Source organism: Mesorhizobium sp. LSHC412B00, assembly GCF_000503035.1.
Taxonomy (GTDB): Bacteria; Pseudomonadota; Alphaproteobacteria; order Rhizobiales; family Rhizobiaceae; genus Mesorhizobium.
In genome coordinates this window covers 198,065-216,930 of record NZ_AYWB01000002.1, presented here as the reverse complement: position 1 = coordinate 216,930, position 18,866 = coordinate 198,065, and the positions used below count along the sequence as shown (strand labels likewise).

Here is an 18,866-nt window from a genome sequence, read left to right as displayed (position 1 = left end):
GTGGACGAAAAGACGGCACAGGCGCCAATGGGCGCTACCGGCTCAGTGCCTCGGGCCATTGTGGTGATGGGCGTCGCCGGCTGCGGAAAGTCGGCTGTCGGCAAAGCATTGGCAGCAGAGGAAGGGGCCGTCTTTGTCGAAGGCGACAGGCTGCACCCGCCCGAAAACGTCGCCCGCATGGCGAGCGGTGAGCCGCTCACAGATCAACTGCGTGAGGGCTGGCTCGATGCCATTGGCGAGCGGATCGCGGACCTGACCGGCAGCGGCCAAAGCGTGGTTGCCGCCTGCTCGGCGCTGAAGCGCAGCTACCGCGATCGTCTGAGCGGCTTCCGCCGGGACATCGTTTTCATCTATCTGAAGATCGATCCCGCTACCGCCAAGCAGCGTGTCGCCAGCCGCAAGGGGCATTTCATGCCGGCAAGCCTGGTCGAAAGCCAGTTCGCCATCCTTGAACCGCCTGGCGCCGACGAGCGGGCGCTGACGGCCGACGCCACACTTCCAGTGGCTGAAATCGTCACCGCCGTTGCCAGCCTGCTGGCCGGCGCAAAATCATGAACCACCCTCGTCGGGCAAGGCGGTTTCCGGCCGTTCGGTGAACCGGTCATGGCCTGACCAGACCATCATTTGCTCGGGATAGAGTTTCAGCGCCTCCAGCAAGCGGTCGCGCTTGAGCAATATGTACTCGGCCTGAAGCGCCATGTTCTTGGCGCCGCCGGCTCTGGTCGCGGGCTCGCCGGCCTCTGCCGGGGCCGGCACCAGTTCGGGACTTAGGACGGCGCGGTATTGGCGGAACGGATCGGTCTCGAAGGTCGACATGGAAAACAGCGCCGCCTTGCCTCTGGCAGCGAAATTCGTCGGCGCCGAAGCCAGGTGGGTCCAGCCGCTCTCGCCAAGGCCGACTTCGGTGAATGTCGAGCCGGCATGCACCGTGTTGGTCACCAACACCACGCCGTTGCTGCCAAGGATCTTCTGGATCCGGCCGGTGACCTGGTAGGCGTCACTGCGGTCGAACACGATCCGGCTTTTCAGGAAACGGTTCTCGACCCGAACCATCGGCGGGTTCAGGAAGCGCAAGCCGAAGGTCGAATCGGATATGCCGTGAGCCCTGACGCTGAGCTGGTGTGTCTCGATGCCGGCTTCATGGAGAGCGCGTTTGCCGATGATGGTCTGGGTCGTGAACTGATCGCACCAGATGATAGCGCCGTGGCCGCGCTTCAGCGCCGCTTGCAGGCCTTCCAGGCCCTCCAGCCGGATATCAGGTGACCAGCGGCGGCCGATGAGATGCGCGGCAAGTAGCAAACGCCGGCGGTGGTTGGCGCAGAGCAAGGCCCTGAACTGCCTTTGCGCATCGATGCCATTGCCGAGCACGGCGCGCGTCGCGGCAGCGTAGCGCACGAAATCCTTGCGGATATGGCGCTTGAGGCGCAGCCCCGATACGCGGCTGCAGATCGCAGCCCACCAATTGACCGGTAGCAATGCCGCGACCCCGAGATAAAAGGCGGCCAGCAGCAGCTCGCGGAGATCCCTGTTGTTGAAGGTGCGCAACTTGCCGGCGCGGACCTGCTTGCGGCTGAAGAAGCGAACATTCTCGGCGCGTTCGGGCACCAGGATGTCGGCGATGATTTCCGTATGATAAATGACGGCGGAAGATGGTGTCCGGTCGGCTTTCCGGGATTTTCCCAACCACGGCAGCCTCATCCGATCGGTGTCCACCTGTTCTTGCGTGCGTCCGGAAATCGCTTTACTGCGTCTGCCACGGGCGCGCAATCGGCGCCGACAAGGCCATGGTGAACGCCATTCAGGGTTCGAACTTGAAACAGGCCCTATCGGTAGCACTTCCCCAACTGGCGCCCTGGCGGCCGGCTGCGGTGGCGCTGATGGCGCCGGACCGGCCATCCCTGAGCTTTGCCGGCCTCGCCAATCTTGTCGACAAGCTCTGCGGCGATCTCGCCAGGCGTGGCGTTGCCCGCGGCACGGCCGTCGGCATCGTCTTGCCCAACGGCCCGGAAATGGCGGCCTGTTTCCTGGCGGTCTCGGCGTTGGCGACGGCGGCGCCGCTCAATCCGGCTTACGGCGAAGACGAATTCCGCTTCTATCTCGGCGATCTCGATGTGAAGCTGCTGCTGTGCGGACAAGGCATGGGCGATGCGGCGCGCAACGCCGCAAAGGGGCTCGGCATTGCGGTGCTCGACGTCGTCGTGACTGACGGCGCCAAGGCCGGCGAGTTTCTGCTGGCGGGCGACGCCGAGGTGGAGGCTGCCAGCGAGGCTCGCCTCGACGATATGCAGCTCAACGGGCCGGACGATTTCGCGCTTGTCCTGCACACATCGGGAACCACGGCGCGGCCGAAGATCGTCGGCTTGCGGCAGCGCAATCTGCTGGCATCAATGGCCAACATCGCCCGCACCTTGGCGCTTTCGGCAGACGATATCTGTCTCAACGTGATGCCGCTGTTCCACATTCACGGGCTGATGGCGGCGCTCAGCGCACAGCTGGCAGTCGGCGGCGCTGTTGTCTGCACGCCGGGCTTCAACCCGCTAAAATTCTACGGCTGGCTGGGCGACTTCAGGCCGAGCTGGTACAGCGCGGTGCCGACCATGCATCAGGCGATCCTGGCGCGCGCCGCCCGCAATGGCGAAACCATCGCGGCTGCGCGGCTGCGCTTCATCCGCTCGTCTTCGGCAGCGCTTCCCGACACCGTGTTCCGCGACCTCGAGCGCGTCCTCGGCTGTCCGGTGGTCGAGGCCTATGGCATGACCGAGGCGGCGCACCAGATGACATCCAATGGCCTGCCGCCTGCGCGCCGCAAGCCAGGCTCGGTCGGCCTGCCTGCGGGTCCGCAGGTGACGATCCTGGACGACAAGGGGACGATCCTTCCGGCGGGTGAAAAGGGCGAGATCGCGGTGCGCGGCGCCAACATCCATGATGGCTATCTCAACAATCCGGTGGCCAATGAAGCTGCCTTCAGCGATGGCTGGTTCCGCACCGGCGACCAGGGCCTGATCGACGAGGATGGCGATCTGAAGATCACCGGGCGGCTGAAGGAGATCATCAATCGCGGCGGCGAAAAGATCTCGCCGCTCGAAGTCGACAATGTCCTGCTCGATCATCCGCTGGTGGCGCAGGCGGTGACCTTTGCCGTGCCGCACGCCATGCTCGGCGAAGAGGTGGGTGCGGCCATCGTGCTGGCCGAGGGCGCCACCGCCGATGCCGAGCAGATACGCGATTTCGCGCGCAGCCGGATCGTCGAGTTCAAGGTGCCGCGCCACATCCTGTTTCTTCAGGAGATACCCAAGGGTCCCACAGGCAAGATCCAGCGCGTCGGCCTGGCCGGCAAGCTCGGCCTGGTCTGAGGACTCTCATTTGAGCATGATCTTGTCCGAAAACCGGTTCCCACTTTTCGGGACTATGCTCTAATTTAGATCTGCGATGTCAGCTCGACCGGAAAATCATCATTGTCGGCGTCGCGCATGGCGGCGAGGCTGCGATTGTCCAGCACTTCGGCGATCGCCTGGCGCACTTCCAGCATCATGTGCCGGACCTGACAGGTCGCCTCGTCGCAATCCTCGCAGCGCTGGTATTGCGTGCGGCTGGCGCAGGGTATGGGAGCGAGCGGGCCGTCCAGCACGCGCACGACGTGGCCGATCTTGATTTCGGAAGCCGGCCGGGCGAGGCGATAACCGCCTTCCTTGCCCTTGCGGCTGAGGACGAAGCCGGCATTGCGCAGCTCGCCCAGAATGGCATCCAGGAATTTCTTCGGGATGTTGTTGGCGATCGCGATGTCGTTGACGAATGCAAGCTGGCCGACCGGCAGGCCGGAAAGATGCACGAGGGCCTTGAGGCCGTATTTGCCTTTTTTGGTAAGCATGCCCGCTTCAGTTCATGAAAACCCCAACCACCCGCATCTGGCGGTTGTTTGTGTGCAAATCATGACGTTTCGCCTGAACAACCCGGTTTCGCGTAGAACAAGCCGCCCGGTTGAGACGTTAGGCACAAAGGCGTTGATTCTTTGTAACGTTTTTCGCCGATCGCGACAGATTCCGCATGAAAGCCGTTTGTCGGCGCGCGAAATCAAAAAAGCCGGCAAAGCGCCGGCTTTCTTGTGAGGTGAGGTCGAACGCTGCTGATATCAGCGGCTGCCATAGGTCTGGTCGAGCAGACCGCCGGCGGCGAAGTGCTCCTTCTGTACCTTGTCCCAGCCGCCGAAGACGTCTTCCACAGTCAGCAGGCGGACATCGGGGAAGTCGGCCTTGTATTTTGCCGCGACTTCAGCGTTGCGGGCGCGCAGGCCATTTTCAGCCGCGATGGTCTGGCCCTCGGGCGTGTAGAGGAAATCGAGATAGGTCTTGGCGAGGTCACGGCTGCCGTGCTCGTCGGCGACCTTGTCGACGATCGCCACCGGGAATTCGGCGAGCAGGCTGACCGTTGGCGTGACCTGTTCGAACTTGTCGTTGCCATACTCCTTGCGGATGCCGCGCGTTTCCGACTCGAAGGTGATCAGCACGTCGCCGATCTCGCGCTGCACGAAGGTGGTGGTGGCGGCGCGCCCGCCGGTGTCGAAGATCGGCACGTTGTTGAACAGCTTGGTGACGAACTCCTTCACCTTGGCGTCGTCGCCCTTGAAGGCTTCCTTGGCGTAGGCGGTTGCGGCCAGATAGGTGTAGCGCGCATTGCCCGAGGTCTTGGGGTTGGGGAAGATCACCTGCACGTCGTCGCGCACGAGGTCGTTCCAGTCCTTGATGCGCTTGGGGTTGCCCGCGCGGACGAGAAAGGATGGGAGCGAATAGAAGGGCGAGGCGTTGTCGGGGAAATCCTTCTGCCAGTCGGCGGAGACGAGGCCTTTCTTGACCAGAAAGTCGATGTCGGTGACCTGGTTGAAGGTGACGACATCGGCGCCGAGGCCTTCGGCAATGGCGCGCGCCTGCGCCGAGGTGCCGGCATGCGACTGGTCGACGGTGACGCCCGGATGGCCGGCGACGAAAGCCTTGTTCACCTGGGCGAACAATTCGCGGCCGACATCATAGGAAGCGTTGAGCAATTTGTCGGCCGACCAGGCCGGCGAAGAGGCGAGGACCAGGCCGGTGGCGACGCTTAGCAAAAAACGCTTCATGAAAACAGGCTCCGATGTGCAATGCGTTGCCAGAACATAGCCGGGCCGGAGGGTGTACTGCGAGGCACACGGGGCAGACGTATGGCGTTGCAGCGAAAAAGAAATCGCTGAAGCAGGTTATCGGCGAAAATTCATTCCAGGCGAAATGCCGGTTCGTTGGGGTTTTCTGTGGTTTGCAATTCGAAGCCGAATGGCATATACAAATGGCATATACAAGTGGAACAGACAGGGGAGGCTGCCATGCCGCAGCACCGTCACTCGATACCACCGCCCAGGGAGGCGAAGTTGTTTCGCAACAACCGCAGTCAGGCGGTTCGCATCCCTGTCGAATTCGAGCTGCCTGGCGAGAAGGTCCTGATCAGCCGCGATGGCGACCGGCTGATCATCGAGCCGGTCCGCAAACCCGGCCTCGTCGCGCTCCTTGCCCAATGGGCGAAAGAGCCGCCGCTTGGTCCTGAAGACGACTTTCCCGAGATTCATGATGCGCCCGTGGGGCCCGAGGACATCTTCTGATGCGGTTCATGCTGGACACGAACATCATCAGCGACATGATCCGAAATCCGGCCGGCAAAGCCGCCAGTACGGCGGTTCGCGCGGGAGACGGTGCCCTGTGCACCAGCATCGTTGTCGCCTCGGAGCTGCGTTATGGCTGCGCCCGCAAGGGATCGGCCAAGCTGCTCGCCAAGGTCGAGCAATTGCTCGCCGAGTTACCTGTGCTGCCGCTCGATGTGCCGATGGATAACGAATACGGAGCACTTCGTGCCGAGCTGGAGGCCAGAGGCCAGCCAATCGGCCACAATGATCTTTTCATCGCTGCCCATGCCTGTGTGTTGGGGACGACACTGGTGACGGCCAACACCGCTGAGTTCCGTCGGATCAAGGGCCTGACGCTCGAGAACTGGCTGGAGTAGCGCCGGATCGATGTCTATGCCGCCGGGAAAAGCTTCCAGCGCCTTGGCCTGAACGCCACCCGGCTCTTCTGCGCCGCAGGATGGTCCACAGGCAGTTCGATCTCGACGCGCTGGCGCTCGCCGCCGATTTCCAGTTCGACGCGTCTTGTGCCGGCGACGCGGCGGCTGGCGGCGACCGTGCCGGCGATGCAGCCGCTGCAGCCGTCGAGCAGTTCGATATCGTGCGGGCGGAAATACAGCGTCGCATCGCCCTCGGGTGCGTGCGGCGCCGACACGCCGATCGGACGGTCGGCGAGCCAGATTTCGCCATTCTCAACCTTGACCGGCAGCATGCTCGATTCGCCGATGAAGGAGTAGACGAAGGGCGAGTTCGGCGTGTCGTAGATCTCGTCGGCGGAGCCGACCTGCTCGATGCGGCCCTGGCTCATCACCACGACGCGGTCGGCAAGCTCGAGCGCCTCTTCCTGGTCGTGGGTGACGAAGACGGTGGTGTGGCCGGTACGGTCATGGATCTCGCGCAGCCAGCGGCGGAGTTCCCGGCGCACCTGCGCATCGAGCGCGCCGAACGGCTCGTCGAGCAACAGCACCTTGGGCTCGATGGCCATGGCCCGGGCGAGCGCCACGCGCTGGCGCTGGCCACCGGAAAGTTGCGCCGGATAGCGCTTTTCCAGGCCGGAAAGCTGAACGAGATCGAGCAGTTCGGAGGCGCGTCGGCGGATTTCGGCCGCCGGTGGTCGCGACGGTCCATGCCGCACCTTGAGGCCGAAGCCGATATTGTCGGCGACCGTCATGTGCCGGAAGAGCGCATAGTGCTGGAAGACGAAGCCGACATTGCGCTCCTGGATCGAGCGGTGCGAGGCGTCCTCGTCGCCGAAGAAGATCTTTCCGCGCGTCGGCCGCTCCAGGCCGGCGATAAGCCTCAGCAGCGTCGTCTTGCCGGAGCCGGATGGCCCAAGCAGCGCGATCAGCTCACCCGATTTGATGTCAAGCGATACGTCATGGAGGGCCGGAAACCGGTCAAACTCCTTGCGTACGTTGGCAACGCGAACTTCCATCAAATGTCCCTTTTTAGTGGATGCATGTCGTTATCCCAAAACCGCTTCACACTTTTGGGCGACATGCATCTAATGTCCGCGCGTCGCGGCGATCTCGGCGCCGTAGCGCATCTCGAGAAGTGTTTTCAAGACCAGCGTGACCAGCGCCAGGCCGGCAAGCAGCGAAGCGACGGCAAAAGCGCCGACGGCGTTGTACTCGTTGTAGAGGATTTCGACATGCAACGGCATGGTGTTGGTCAGCCCGCGTATGTGGCCCGACACGACCGAGACCGCGCCGAATTCGCCCATCGAGCGGGCGTTGCACAGAAGCACGCCGTAGAGCAATCCCCATTTGACGTTGGGCAGCGTCACGTACCAAAAGGTCTGCCAGCCATTGGCGCCCAGAGAGAGCGCGGCTTCCTCGTCGCCGTTGCCCTGTTCCTGCATCAGCGGGATCAGTTCGCGGGCAACGAAGGGGAAGGTAACGAAGATGGTCGCGAGCACGATGCCGGGCACGGCGAACAGGATCTGGATGCCGTGCGCCTTCAGCCATTCACCGAACAGTCCCTGAGCGCCAAACAAAAGCACATAGACCAGGCCGGAAATGACCGGCGAGACCGAGAAGGGCAGGTCGATCAGCGTGGTTAGAAAAGCCTTGCCCTTGAACTCGAACTTGGCGATCGCCCAGGCAGCCGAAATGCCGAAGACGACGTTGAGCGGAACGGCGATCACCGCCACCAGCAGCGTCAGCCGGATCGCCGAGCGCGTATCGGGATTGGAGAGCGATTCCGTGTAGGCGCCAATGCCTTTCGCCAGCGCCTCGTGGAAGACGATGATCAGCGGCAGCAGCAGGAAGATGGCGAGGAAGGCGAAGGCCACCGCCATCAGCAGCAGCCGCACCGGCCGGCTTTCGGTCACCGCCGCCGACCGGCTCTCGTGATGCGGTTCGTAGGATTTGATCTCGGGGTCAGCCATAGCGCTTGCGACTCCATGACTGCGCCAGGTTGATGACCAGCAGCATCACGAACGACAGCAAAAGCATGATCGCCGCGATCGCGGTGGCCGCCGGATAATTGTACTCCTCGAGCCGGATGACGATCAGAAGCGGTGCGATCTCCGACTTGTAGGGAAGGTTGCCGGCGATGAAGATGACCGAGCCGTATTCGCCGACGCCGCGCGCGAAGGCGAGTGAGAAGCCGGTGATGATGGCCGGCGCCAGGCCGGGAAACAGGATGCGGGTGATGATCTGGAAGCGGTTGGCGCCGAGCGTCGCGGCGGCTTCCTCCACTTCCTTGTCGATCTCCTCCATGATCGGCTGCACCGTGCGCACGACAAACGGCAGGCCGATGAAGACAAGCGCCACGACAATGCCGAGCGGCGTGTAGGCGACCTTGATGCCGAGCGGCGCCAGGAGATGGCCGATCCAGCCATTAGGCGCATAAAGAGTGGTCAGCGCGATACCGGCCACTGCCGTCGGCAGCGCGAAGGGCAGGTCGACCATGGCGTCGACGACGCGGCGGCCGGGGAAGCGGTAGCGCACCAGCACCCAGGCGACGAGCGTGCCGAAGACGACGTTGACGGCGGCTGCGATGAAGGCTGTGCCGAAGCTGATTTCGAGTGCGTTGATGGTCCGGCGGTCGGTGGCGATCGCCCAGAAATCGGTCCAGCCGAGGGCTGCCGAGCGCCAGATCAGGCCCGACAGGGGGATGAGGATGATGAGCGTGAGGTAGGCAAGCGAGAAGCCGAGCGTCAATCCGAAACCCGGAATGACACTCGGCTGTCTGAATCGCCACCCCGCCTTGGCGGGTGCTATGGTCATGTCGTCCTGATCTAAATCCTACTGGGCCGGCTTGTAGATCTGGTCGAATATACCACCATCGCCGAAATGATAAGGCTGTGCCTTCTTCCAGCCGCCAAAAAGCGGATCGTCGATGGAGATCAGCTTGATTTCGGGCGTCTTCGGAATGTCAGCCGCATCCACCAGCTCGGGCTTGGCCGGACGATAGTGGTTCTTGGCGATGATCGTCTGGGCTTCCTTGGAATAGAGCCAGCCGAGATAGGCTTCGGCGACCTTGCGGGTGCCCTTGGCATCGACATTGGCGTCGACGATCGCCACCGGCGGCTCGGCCAGGATCGAGGTCGGGGGATAGACGATCTCGAAATTGTCGGCTCCGAATTCATTGAGCGCCAGATAGGCGTCGTTTTCCCAGCCGATCAGCACGTCGCCGATGCCCTTTTGCGCGAAGGTGACCGTCGAGCCGCGCGCACCGGTGTCGAGCACCGGCGCATTGGCGTAGAGCTTGCCGACGAATTCCTTGTTCTTGGCCTCGTCGCCGCCATCATTGGCATTGGCATAGGCCCAGGCGGCAAGGTAGTTCCAGCGGGCGCCACCCGACGTCTTCGGGTTCGGCGTGATCACCTGGACGCCGTCCTTGACCAGATCGCTCCAGTCGTGGATGCCCTTCGGGTTGCCCTTGCGGACCAGGAAGATGATGGTCGAGGTGTAAGGCGCCGAATTGTTTTCGAATTTCTTGCGCCAGTCCGGATTGATCTTCTTCGACTTGGTGACGATGGCGTTGATGTCGCCCTCCAGCGCCAGCGTGACCACATCGGCATCGAGGCCGTCGATCACGGCGCGGGCCTGGGCGCCGGAGCCGCCATGCGATTGCTGGATGGTGACCGTCTCGCCGGTCTCGGCCTTCCAGTGTGCGACGAAGGCTTCGTCATAGGCCTTGTAGAGTTCGCGTGTCGGGTCGTAGGACACGTTCAGAATGGTCGTATCGGCAAACGCGAAACCGAGCGTGCCGAACTGGATCGATGTGGCGACCAGTGCGCCGAGCAGTTTCTTGAAATGAGGTTTGGTCATTCCCGCCTCCGTTGATGACGGCTGAACTCTATCGATTTGATAGAAATTAGATGCATTCAACGTTGCCTTTTTTGTCTGCTCGAAGGAAATTTTCGCCGATATTGGGTCTCGGAAGGAAATATTTTCCTCATATTGGTCTAACCCAATTCCGGCCGGTTTGACGCTATCTAGGAGCTGACAGCGCAGAAGCAAGGCCGAGCGAGGGAAGGCTCGGTGTAGCACCGGGCGGTTCAGCCCGCAGTGATGGGAAAATCGAAGCGCAGCTTTGGATACGGCTCATCCCGAAGCGTGTAGTGCCACCACTCGCGCGCATAATTCTTGAAGCCGCCGGCGCGCATGGCGTCGAGCAGCCTTTTGCGGTTTGCCGCCGCTTCTGCCGCCAATGGGCGATGGGCGGTTTCGCTTGCCGGGTCGAAACAGTCGAAGCTGGTGCCGAAACCGAGCGTGCCGGCGCCGGCCGCGCCGCAAGCGGCGGATGACTTGTTCTTGCCGTCGCTGCGGGCGATGGCTACATCGACGGTCGAGCCGCGCGAATGGGTGGACAATTCGCCGATATAGCCCTTGGCGATGAGGTCGCCGCGCTGCACCTGAGGGTACCATTGCGGATCGGGCGGGCCGCCCTCTCTGGTCCATTTGCCCATGTCGGCAACGGCGCGGGCCGGGCGGTAGCAGTCGAAGACGACCAGCGTCAGGCCATCGGCGGCGAGCGCTTTCTGCACACCGGACAGCGCTTGCGCAGCTTGCTTCGTGAGTATGCAGACCGGCGCGTCATAGCCGTCGGCCTTGCGATGCAGGAAGTTTTCCAGGCCGGCATAGCGGATGTCCTGGCGGATCGAAGGATCGACATCGGCCAGGCGGACGAAGCCGGCGGGCAGGGGATCGGCGGCGGCGGGGGAGCAAGTCGAAACGAACATGGATACGGCTAAGGCCAATCCTCGATGCAAGCGCTTCGGCACACCCCCCTCTGGCCTGCCGGCCATTGGCCGGCAGGCCAGAGGGGGGTGCCTCGCGCCGGGTCTCGGGCGAAGAAGCCCAATCCCCTGAATCGCTTGGCGCCATCTATTCAACGAACACCTTCACGCTTGCCGCGCGTCCCACGGCGTCGATGACGGTGAGCGTCGAATAGCCGGCGCCGTCGGGCAGCCAGGTCGCAGTGCGGCGGCGGTCGATGCCGACGAGCGGCTTGCCATTGGCCAGCCAGCGGAACGGCGCGCGGCCGCCTTGCAGTTTCAGCACCAGCGGCGAGGCCTCGGCGGAATTGGTGGCGAGATCGACGCGGGCGCCGTTGGGCGGGAAAATGATCGTCGGCGCCGGTTCCGTCGGGCCTGCCTGCACCAGTCCGTCGGCGCCGGCGCCGAAGCGCCCCAATGTCACCGGCAGGTCTTCGCGCCTGGCCTTGAGGACACCGGCCGGCTGGCTGGGCAACGGGACGGCGGTGAGGCCGGAGCGGACGAAGCCCTCGAACAGGATGGGGGCGGCCGAGACATAGCCGGACAGGCCGGGCACCGCACCGGCATCGGCGCGGCCGACCCACACACCCAGCACGTAGCGGCCGTCGAAGCCGACCGACCAGGCATCGCGATAGCCGTAGGACGTGCCGGTCTTGTAGGCGATGCCACGCTGCAAGGCGCCCTCGGGCGGCTTTACGCCCGACAATATGTCGGTGATCTGCCAGTTCGCCTGGGCGTCGAGGATGGTGGCGGTGGCGCGCTCGTCGTTGGCCGGCTCGGTGCCGTCATGGAGCGTGTTTGCCTTGCCGCCATTGGCGAGGCCGGTATAGAGCTGGACGAGATCGCGCAGCGTTACGCCGACGCCTCCGAGGCCGATGGCGAGGCCCGGCGCCTCGTTGACCGGTAGCACCGGGCTGACGCCGGCCTGGCGGAAGCGCGCCATCAGCCGTGCCGGGCCGACAGAGTCGAGCACGCGGATTGCCGGCACGTTGAGCGACAGCTGCAGCGCCTGGCGGATCGAGACATCCCCCTGATAGCCCATGTCGAAATTCTTCGGCCGGTAGCCGCCGAAATCGACCGGGCTGTCCTCGATCAGCATTTCCTGCGCCACCAGCCCCTGCTCGAAGGCGAGGCCATAGATGAACGGCTTAAGCGTAGAGCCGGGCGACCGCACGATCCTGGTCATGTCGATCCAGCCGGAACGGCTGGCGTCGAAGAAATCGGCAGAGCCGACTTCGCCGAGGATGTCACCGGTGCGGGCATCGGCCATCACCATGGCGACGGAGAGGCGCGGACCAAGCTTGATCGCGGCATCGCGCGCCACCTGCTCCAGCCCTTGCTGGACGCTTTTGCGGATCGTCAGCTGCAATGGCTTGCCGGGTACGGCCTTGGGAAGCATGGCATAGGCGGCATGCGGCGCCAGCGCCGGCAGTTTGCGGCGCAAGCCCGAGACATCATCGAGCGCTGCGCGCGCGGCCTCGCGCTCGCCAAGCAGGTCAGCCGACACCATGCGGGTCAGCACGCGGTCGCGGGCGGCATGAGCGATGGTGAGATTGCGGTCGGGCCGGCGCTTTTCCGGCAATTGCGGCAGCGCAACCAGCAGGGCGGCTTCCGAGACCGTCAGCCGCTTCGGCTCCTTGCCGAAATAGGCGAGCGAGGCGGCGCGCACGCCTTCGAGATTGCCGCCATAGGGCGCCAAGGTCAGGTAGCGTTCGAGGATCTCCTGCTTGGACAGGCGCCGCTCGATCTGGATGGCACGCAGCATCTGTTTGATCTTGGAGCCGAGGCTGCGGCTTTCGCGCGGCTCGATCAGTCGGGCAAGCTGCATCGACAAAGTCGAGCCGCCGGAGACGATATGGCCGCTGGTGGCGAACTGGCCGGCGGCGCGCGCCAGCGCCAGCACATCGACGCCATCATGGTCCCAGAAGCGCTTGTCTTCATAGGTGACCAGCATGTCGACGAACTGCTTGTCGACCTGGTCGAGATCAGTGTCGAGCCGCCAGTAACCGTCCGGCGTGGCGAAGGCGCGCAACAGCTGGCCGTCGCGGTCCTGGACCTCGGTGGAGACGGTGAGCCTTCCGGGCAGGGGTGGCGGGAAGGCGCGGTCGAGCTCCCAGAGAGAAGCGGCAGCGATCGCCGCAAAGCCGACGAGGGAGGCGGCGGCGATGCCTGTTCGACGGAGAAATTTTCTGGAGAGCATGGTGGTGCCCTTCATCCGCCTGCCGGCTCCTTCTCTCCGCATAGCGGGGAGAAGGAGATGGTCGCGGACATCGGCGTGTTCATCTTCGTCAAGGCGCCTTACGGCGCCTTGATCTCCATCATGCCGGTGGCGGTGCGGGCCGAATATTGCGGCCGGTACATGTCCTCCACCGTGGCTGCCGGATGGGCATAGGTGCCCGGCGTTACCGCACGCACGACGTAGGCCAGCATGATGTTGCGGTCGCCATCGCCGTCATTGGGATTGAATGCCGCGACGAAACGGTCGTCGCGGAATTCGAGATGGGCTGCGTCCGTTTGCGCCAGCCAGGTGAAGTTCGACAATTGGGCGCTGGAGACAAGGCCCGGATTGTCGATCTCGAAGCCGGCCGGCAACAGGTCGGTGATCAGCAGGCGCGAAGGCCAGCGGTTCTGCTCGTAAACCTTGAGCACGACCACGTAGCGTTCGTTCTGCGTCGCCTCGGTGACGTTGGCTTCGGTGCCATCGAGCTTGTAGTAGGTGCGGTCGATGGTGAAGCCGTCGCCGCCGGCCGGCAAGGGCTCTACCGGCGAGGCGACCGTGGTGACGACCGCCTGCAGCGGCGTGGCGCCGGTGTTGGCGATGGTCAGCGGGCTGTCGGCAATGTCGGTGCCGCTGAGGTGGTTGGAATATCCACCTGCATGCGGCGCGCCGTTGACCGAGAGCGTGATCGAGTCGTTGCCCGACTTCAGCGCGCGGGCCGCCAGAAGCATCCAGGACTCGTCCTGCGTGCTGGTCCAGCGGGCATCGGCGCGTTCCCTTGCCACCAGCCGGATCAGCTCCGGCACGATGGTCGGCACCGGCTTCGATTCGGCGGCGAGCGCCAGGATCGCGGCGCCATCACGCAGCCGCGAGCCATAGTCGGACCGGTAGTAGTCGTATTCGGTGGTCGACTTGGCCAGCTGCAGCGCCGTCTGGAAGGTTGCTTCCGAACGCTGCGCGTCGCCGTAGAGCGCCAGGCTCGCCGCCAACTGGGCGACGGCCATCGGGCTCGAGAAGGCTTCGAGCTTGGTGTCGGCGTAGTAGCGCAGATCGCCGACCGAGGCCTTCTTGTTGCGGGCCAGAACATAGAGCGCGTAGGCGATTTCGCTGCCGCGATCCTGGACGTCCTGGTCGTAACCGACCGAGTTTTGCAGATTGCTCAGCGCCTGGCTCATCGCCAGCGCCGGCACGTCGTAGTTCTGCTCGCGCGCCCGGGTCAGGAAGTCGGTGACGTAAGAGTCAAGCCACAGATCGCCGGAGCCCGGACCCCACAGGCCGAAGCTGCCGGCCGAAGCCTGGTAGCTCAGCACCTTGTAGATGGCGGCCTGCACGCGGCCGTGCAGTTCGGGATCGCTTTGCATGCCAACGCCGGACGCCAGATCGTTGACGTAGAGAAGCGGCATGGCGCGGCTGGNCAGTTCGGGATCGCTTTGCATGCCAACGCCGGACGCCAGATCGTTGACGTAGAGAAGCGGCATGGCGCGGCTGGTGGTCTGCTCGGCGCAACCATAGGGGTAGCGGTCGAGCGTCATCAGCAGCGACGGCACGTCGAAGGCGGCAGCCTGCGAAACGCCGACACTGATCGAGGCGCCGTCGAGCAGGCTTGCCGCGAGCAGCTCCTTGTCGACGCGCAGCGAGCCGCCATTGCCCTTGAGGTCGACGACCAGACGGGTGGTGACCGGCAATTGCGCCGGACGCACCGGAACATACAGCGTCTGCTCGACGGCGGTGCCGTCGCCATGGGCGAGCTTGATGGTGATCGAGGCATTGCCCGCCGTCTGTGCAATCAGCGGCACGCTCAGCGTCTGGCGCTTGCCCTTGGCCAGCGTCAGCTTTTCGGGCAAGGGCTTGTCGCCGGTCGAGAGGTCGCCGGTCGTGGCGATCGACAGGGCATAGTCGCCCTCCGGACCGTCGGTGTCGGCGACGTCGAGCCGCATGATAGCTGCATCTCCAGGCGCCAGGAAGCGGGGCAGGCCGGCAGTGATCACCACCGGATCGCGCACGATGACATCGGTCGTGGCATGGCCGACGGCCTCCTTGGTCCAGGCGACGGCCATGACGCGCACGGTGCCGTTGAACTGCGGGATGTCGAAGTCGATCCTTGCCTTGCCGTCGGCGTCGAGCTGGACCGGGCCGGAGAAGAAGGCGACCAGCTTTTCGGTCGGCGGACTGCCTTGCGGCTGCATCGAGGCGCCGTCGCCGCCGGTCCTGAGCTTGCCGGTGGTGCCGAGCGAGCCGTCGATGAGACGGCCATAGATGTCGCGGACTTCGAGCCCGAGCATGCGCTGGCCGAAATACCAGCCCTCCGGATCCGGCGCCTTGTAGTTGGTGAGGTTCAAAATGCCGACATCGACGGCAGCGACCGTGACATAGGCATTGCTGCCCGGCGCTACGCCGGCGACCGAAACCGGGATCGACAGCTGCTGGCGCGGCATCGTCTTGTCCGGCGGCGTCAGGGTAACGGCGAGCTTTTTCGAGCCCGGGTCGACCGTCAGCCATTTTACGCCGATGGCGCGCGCCGGCATGCGGGTTTCCTGCGCATCGCCGGGCCGGAACAGGGTTGCAGTGATGTAGGCGCCGGCGCCCCAGTCGTCACCGACCGGGATGTCGACCGTGCTGCCGCCGGCCGGCACGGTTGCCGTGACGGTCTTGAGCAGCTTGTCGGCGCCGATGGTGACCAGCAGTTCGCCGGCAAAATGCGGCGACACCTTCAGCTTGGCCACGTCGCCGACGGCATAGCTGTCCTTGTCGAGAGCGATCTCGAGCCCATCAGGCGTTTCGGTGGAGGTCGAGGAGACATACCAGCCGGCGTCGAACTCATAGCTGGTCGCCGGGCCCTCGGGATCGGCAGTCTCGATCTCGAGCCGGTACTGGCCCCAGTCGACCGGCATCGTCACGGTCGCCTCGGCATCGGCGCTGAGATCGACCTGGCCGTTGGCGATCGACTTGGTGAAGGTGACCGGTTCGTAGTTCCACGAGTTGTTGTTGCGGTACCACTGGTAATTGCGTTCGACCTTGACCAGCGACCACTGCGCGCCCTTCAGCGTCTCGCGCTTGCCGTCGGGGTCGACCGCGATGAGGCTGAACTTGGCGGTGCCGCCCTGCGGCACCTCATTGTCGGCGAAATCCGGACGAATGCCGATCATGTGGCCTTGCGGTTGGATGCCGATGTTGAGCGAGCGTTCGATGGCGCGGCCGCCGGTTTCACGCATGCGAACCGTGACCTTGGCGTCGACCAGCTTGGTGGTCGCGGGCAACTGGTCGACCGTGACCGGGAAGGTCGCCTTGCCGTCGTCGCCGACCACCGGCAGACCGGTGAACGGGGTGACCGAAGGCTCGGCCGACTGCTCGTCGGCAAGGCCGAACGAATAGCCGGCGAAACGGTCCCAGTCGCGCGCCGTCGACAGCGTCAGCTCGCCTTCGAGCGCGAGGCCGGCGGCCGGCGCGCCATAGAGGAAGCGGCCGTCAATGTCGATGTTGGCGGTTTCGCCCTGGGCGATCTCCTGCTTGTCGGACTTCATGTCGAACTCGATGCGATCCGGCACGAAGTCTTCGACCAGGAACATCTGGCTGGAAACGGCCGCCTGCTTGGGATCGGTATAGATCGACACCGTCCAGGTGCCGCGCATGGCGTTGGCTTCCAGCGGCAGGTCGACGGCATAGCCGCCGGCCGAGACGCCATCGGCAACGATGCGGCGGTTCTCGACGCCGTCGGGACGGGTGAAGATGAAGGTCAGCGGCAGGTTTTCCACCGCTTTGGAGGCGCCGTCGCGGGCAAGGGCTGCGACATGCACATCCTCGCCGGCGCGGTAGATGCCGCGTTCGGTCCAGGCATAGACATCGAGCGCGCCCGGTGCGGCGCGTCCGGCGACGCCGCGATCGGACAGATCGAAGCCGGCGCGGCCCATGTCGAGGAAGACGAAATCGTTGTCGCCCTGCTTGGCCATCAGAACGGCCGGCACCATGCCGCCGTCGCCGCGCGTCAGGCCGGGGTTGAAGACAGCATGGCCTTCGGCGTCCGACGTGGCTGTGCCGAGGATTTCATTGTTCCTGGCCAGCAGCGTCAGTTCGGCGCCGGCCATCGGCTTGGCGGTTCCGAGCGAGCGGGCAAAGACATTGAGGCCATCCTGGCCGGTATAGGTCGACAGGCCGATGTCCGAGACGACGAACCACTGCGTGGCAAGCGAATTGTAATTGTCCTCGTCATTTTCATTTACCGCTTGCGCGGTCAGCACGTAGACGCCGGGCTTGCGCTGCGGCAAGGCTTCGTCGACCGGGAACGAAGTCGTGACGTCCTTGTTGAGGTCGTTGGCGATATCGAGCTGCCCCTGCCAGACCGGCTCACCCATCTGGTCGGAAATGCTGGAGATATCATAGCCGTCGAGCTGCTTTAGGAACTGATAGCCGGACAGAAGCTGCGCCAGCGAACGATCGCCGATGCGGTAGAGCTTCATCTGCGCGGCATTCATGTTGACGGTGACGACCGGGATGCCGCGGCGGGCGCCGGCGGGCAGCACGAAGCTGTCGCCGGTGAAGCGGGCGGACGGCGCGCGGTCCTGCACATAGATCGACAGCACGACCGGAGCGGCGGTGACCTCGCCAATGGCGGCCGGCAGGCCGGCGCGGAAGGTCACTTCGTAATGTTGGCCGTGCTCCAGGCCTTCGACGCAGATCTGCTTGTCCTTTGCCTCGACGCCCTTGGGCGGCTGGTTGTCGACGGTGACGAACTGGGCGTAGTCGACGCCGGTCTTGACCAGCTCCTCGGAAAACTGCGCGCAAATGCGCGGCGCGCTGGTGTCGGCGTCGATCGAGTGATCGATGACGCGGAAGCCCTTGCGGGCCTTGAGATCCTCATATTCGGCCTTGACCGCCGGCGAACTGACCAGCGCGAGGCTGGCTTCATAAGCCTGCAGGGCTGGACGGTAGAGATCGCGGCGGTCGAGGCCGTTGCCGAGCAGCGCCAGCACTTCGGCGCGGGTCTTGGTGGTGCGCAGCAACTTGTAGGCGTTGATGGCGGCGGAGGTGCCTTTGACCGGCAGATTGTAGGATTCGGAGGTGCCGCTGGCCGGCTGTATGGCAAGCGTTTCACGCGCCAGACCGAGCCAAAGCTGACCGTCGTCAGGCAGGACCGAGACCGCGGCCTCGTATTTGTTCATGGCCTGCCCATGGTCGCCGGTCAGTGCAGCCTGTTCGGCGGCGGCGCGGAGTGATTCCAGCCCGTCGGTCGGCTTGTCATAGGCCGGATCGGTCAGCTTGTTGCGGTATTGCTGGGCCTGGTCGGCCATCCAGTTGGGGAAGAAGGCGAGTTCCGGCGGGGCGCCGATATCGGGGTCGCCATCGACATTGACGACCTTGCCCGCGACCGCGCCGCTGAANGAGTTCCGGCGGGGCGCCGATATCGGGGTCGCCATCGACATTGACGACCTTGCCCGCGACCGCGCCGCTGAAGGGTTTCAACTGGTTATAGTCGGACTTTAGGAAGCACCATTTGGCCTTGTTGTTGTAAGTAAAGGCGCGGCAGGCGGCGTCGCCGAGGCATGTCGTCTTGCACTGATCGAGGCTGACATTCTGGTCCGATCTGAGATCGAAGCCGAAATAGTCGGAATTATTTGAGGTCACCACCCGGCGGGCTTCGGCCGCTTGCGCTACAGACCCCCAGGCGAAAATGAGAAGAATCAAGATCGACAGACCACGAGCCGCCGCGCGCATCGCCATAACACCCTCCAGACACTGCTACGTCCGCGGCATGTTCAAGCTTCAGTCAAGCTTGTCAACAC

The 18,866-nt window shown here is 64.2% G+C and carries 13 protein-coding genes and 1 pseudogene; 4 read left to right on the top strand and 10 right to left on the bottom strand.

The features are described from left to right. A complete protein-coding gene (locus X757_RS159260; protein ID WP_023725416.1) occupies positions 1–555 on the top strand; it encodes a gluconokinase in 555 nt (184 codons plus the stop codon). On the opposite strand, the gene X757_RS159265 is transcribed toward X757_RS159260, so the two are convergent. Beyond that, positions 550–1,698 carry a hypothetical protein gene (locus X757_RS159265; protein WP_023725415.1) on the bottom strand — a complete coding sequence of 383 codons (1,149 nt, stop codon included), beginning with the start codon at positions 1,696–1,698 and terminating at the stop codon, positions 550–552. The two genes, X757_RS159260 and X757_RS159265, sit on opposite strands and share 6 nt — an antisense overlap. A 113-nt stretch (positions 1,699–1,811) precedes the next feature. Between X757_RS159265 and X757_RS159270 the strand changes: the two genes are divergently transcribed. Next, positions 1,812–3,353: an acyl--CoA ligase gene (locus X757_RS159270; RefSeq protein WP_373432826.1), complete on the top strand. Its 1,542-nt coding sequence runs from the start codon at positions 1,812–1,814 to the stop codon at positions 3,351–3,353. A gap of 65 nt (positions 3,354–3,418) precedes the next feature. Here X757_RS159270 and X757_RS0133445 read toward each other — a convergent pair whose 3' ends face one another. Together X757_RS0133445 and X757_RS159275 are read right to left on the bottom strand one after the other, a co-directional pair. Continuing rightward, complete coding sequence (locus X757_RS0133445; protein WP_023673075.1) at positions 3,419–3,868, bottom strand: Rrf2 family transcriptional regulator; 450 nt, start codon at positions 3,866–3,868, stop codon at positions 3,419–3,421. A gap of 261 nt (positions 3,869–4,129) precedes the next feature. After that, positions 4,130–5,110 carry a sulfate ABC transporter substrate-binding protein gene (locus X757_RS159275; RefSeq protein WP_023725413.1) on the bottom strand — a complete coding sequence of 327 codons (981 nt, stop codon included), beginning with the start codon at positions 5,108–5,110 and terminating at the stop codon, positions 4,130–4,132. Between the two features lie 240 nt (positions 5,111–5,350). Between X757_RS159275 and X757_RS159280 the strand changes: the two genes are divergently transcribed. Then, entirely contained in the window at positions 5,351–5,623 is a 273-nt protein-coding gene (locus tag X757_RS159280) for an AbrB/MazE/SpoVT family DNA-binding domain-containing protein (protein WP_023687970.1), read from the top strand. Further along, positions 5,623–6,021 (top strand): type II toxin-antitoxin system VapC family toxin, encoded by a 399-nt coding sequence (locus X757_RS159285; protein ID WP_023725412.1) that lies wholly within the window; start codon positions 5,623–5,625, stop codon positions 6,019–6,021. Before X757_RS159280 ends, X757_RS159285 begins: the two co-directional genes overlap by 1 nt. Positions 6,022–6,035: 14 nt before the next feature. Here the strand turns inward: X757_RS159285 and X757_RS159290 are convergent, their stop codons facing one another. The 7 genes and pseudogenes from X757_RS159290 to X757_RS01000000164555 all read right to left on the bottom strand — a co-directional run bounded on the left by X757_RS159290 (position 6,036) and on the right by X757_RS01000000164555 (position 18,804). After that, positions 6,036–7,076, bottom strand: a complete 1,041-nt coding sequence (locus tag X757_RS159290; RefSeq protein WP_023673079.1) for a sulfate/molybdate ABC transporter ATP-binding protein — start codon at positions 7,074–7,076, stop codon at positions 6,036–6,038. 69 nt (positions 7,077–7,145) lie between these two features. Next, the gene (gene cysW / locus X757_RS159295; protein ID WP_023690809.1) at positions 7,146–8,030 is read right to left on the bottom strand and encodes a sulfate ABC transporter permease subunit CysW; all 885 of its coding nucleotides are present in this window, start codon (positions 8,028–8,030) and stop codon (positions 7,146–7,148) included. After that, positions 8,023–8,874, bottom strand: coding sequence for a sulfate ABC transporter permease subunit CysT (gene cysT, locus X757_RS159300; RefSeq protein ID WP_023687973.1), 852 nt, complete (start codon positions 8,872–8,874; stop codon positions 8,023–8,025). Before cysT ends, cysW begins: the two co-directional genes overlap by 8 nt. 18 nt (positions 8,875–8,892) lie before the next feature. Beyond that, positions 8,893–9,921, bottom strand: coding sequence for a sulfate ABC transporter substrate-binding protein (locus X757_RS159305; protein ID WP_023673082.1), 1,029 nt, complete (start codon positions 9,919–9,921; stop codon positions 8,893–8,895). 230 nt (positions 9,922–10,151) lie between these two features. After that, positions 10,152–10,835 carry a M15 family metallopeptidase gene (locus X757_RS159310; RefSeq protein ID WP_023725411.1) on the bottom strand — a complete coding sequence of 228 codons (684 nt, stop codon included), beginning with the start codon at positions 10,833–10,835 and terminating at the stop codon, positions 10,152–10,154. Positions 10,836–10,980: 145 nt separating this feature from the next. Continuing rightward, positions 10,981–13,086 (bottom strand): penicillin-binding protein 1C, encoded by a 2,106-nt coding sequence (pbpC, locus tag X757_RS159315; protein ID WP_031251095.1) that lies wholly within the window; start codon positions 13,084–13,086, stop codon positions 10,981–10,983. An 83-nt stretch (positions 13,087–13,169) separates the two neighbouring features. Continuing rightward, positions 13,170–18,804 (bottom strand): annotated as a pseudogene (locus tag X757_RS01000000164555) (alpha-2-macroglobulin family protein). Positions 18,805–18,866 lie beyond the last annotated feature (62 nt).

Coding starts and splice junctions, on each gene's coding strand:
- X757_RS159265 (WP_023725415.1), bottom strand. CDS start 1,698: ATGAGGCTGCCGTGGTTGGGAAAATCCCGGAAAGCCGACCGGACACCA.
- X757_RS0133445 (WP_023673075.1), bottom strand. CDS start 3,868: ATGCTTACCAAAAAAGGCAAATACGGCCTCAAGGCCCTCGTGCATCTT.
- X757_RS159275 (WP_023725413.1), bottom strand. CDS start 5,110: ATGAAGCGTTTTTTGCTAAGCGTCGCCACCGGCCTGGTCCTCGCCTCT.
- X757_RS159280 (WP_023687970.1), top strand. CDS start 5,351: ATGCCGCAGCACCGTCACTCGATACCACCGCCCAGGGAGGCGAAGTTG.
- X757_RS159285 (WP_023725412.1), top strand. CDS start 5,623: ATGCGGTTCATGCTGGACACGAACATCATCAGCGACATGATCCGAAAT.
- X757_RS159290 (WP_023673079.1), bottom strand. CDS start 7,076: ATGGAAGTTCGCGTTGCCAACGTACGCAAGGAGTTTGACCGGTTTCCG.
- cysW (WP_023690809.1), bottom strand. CDS start 8,030: ATGGCTGACCCCGAGATCAAATCCTACGAACCGCATCACGAGAGCCGG.
- cysT (WP_023687973.1), bottom strand. CDS start 8,874: ATGACCATAGCACCCGCCAAGGCGGGGTGGCGATTCAGACAGCCGAGT.
- X757_RS159305 (WP_023673082.1), bottom strand. CDS start 9,921: ATGACCAAACCTCATTTCAAGAAACTGCTCGGCGCACTGGTCGCCACA.
- X757_RS159310 (WP_023725411.1), bottom strand. CDS start 10,835: ATGTTCGTTTCGACTTGCTCCCCCGCCGCCGCCGATCCCCTGCCCGCC.
- pbpC (WP_031251095.1), bottom strand. CDS start 13,086: ATGAAGGGCACCACCATGCTCTCCAGAAAATTTCTCCGTCGAACAGGC.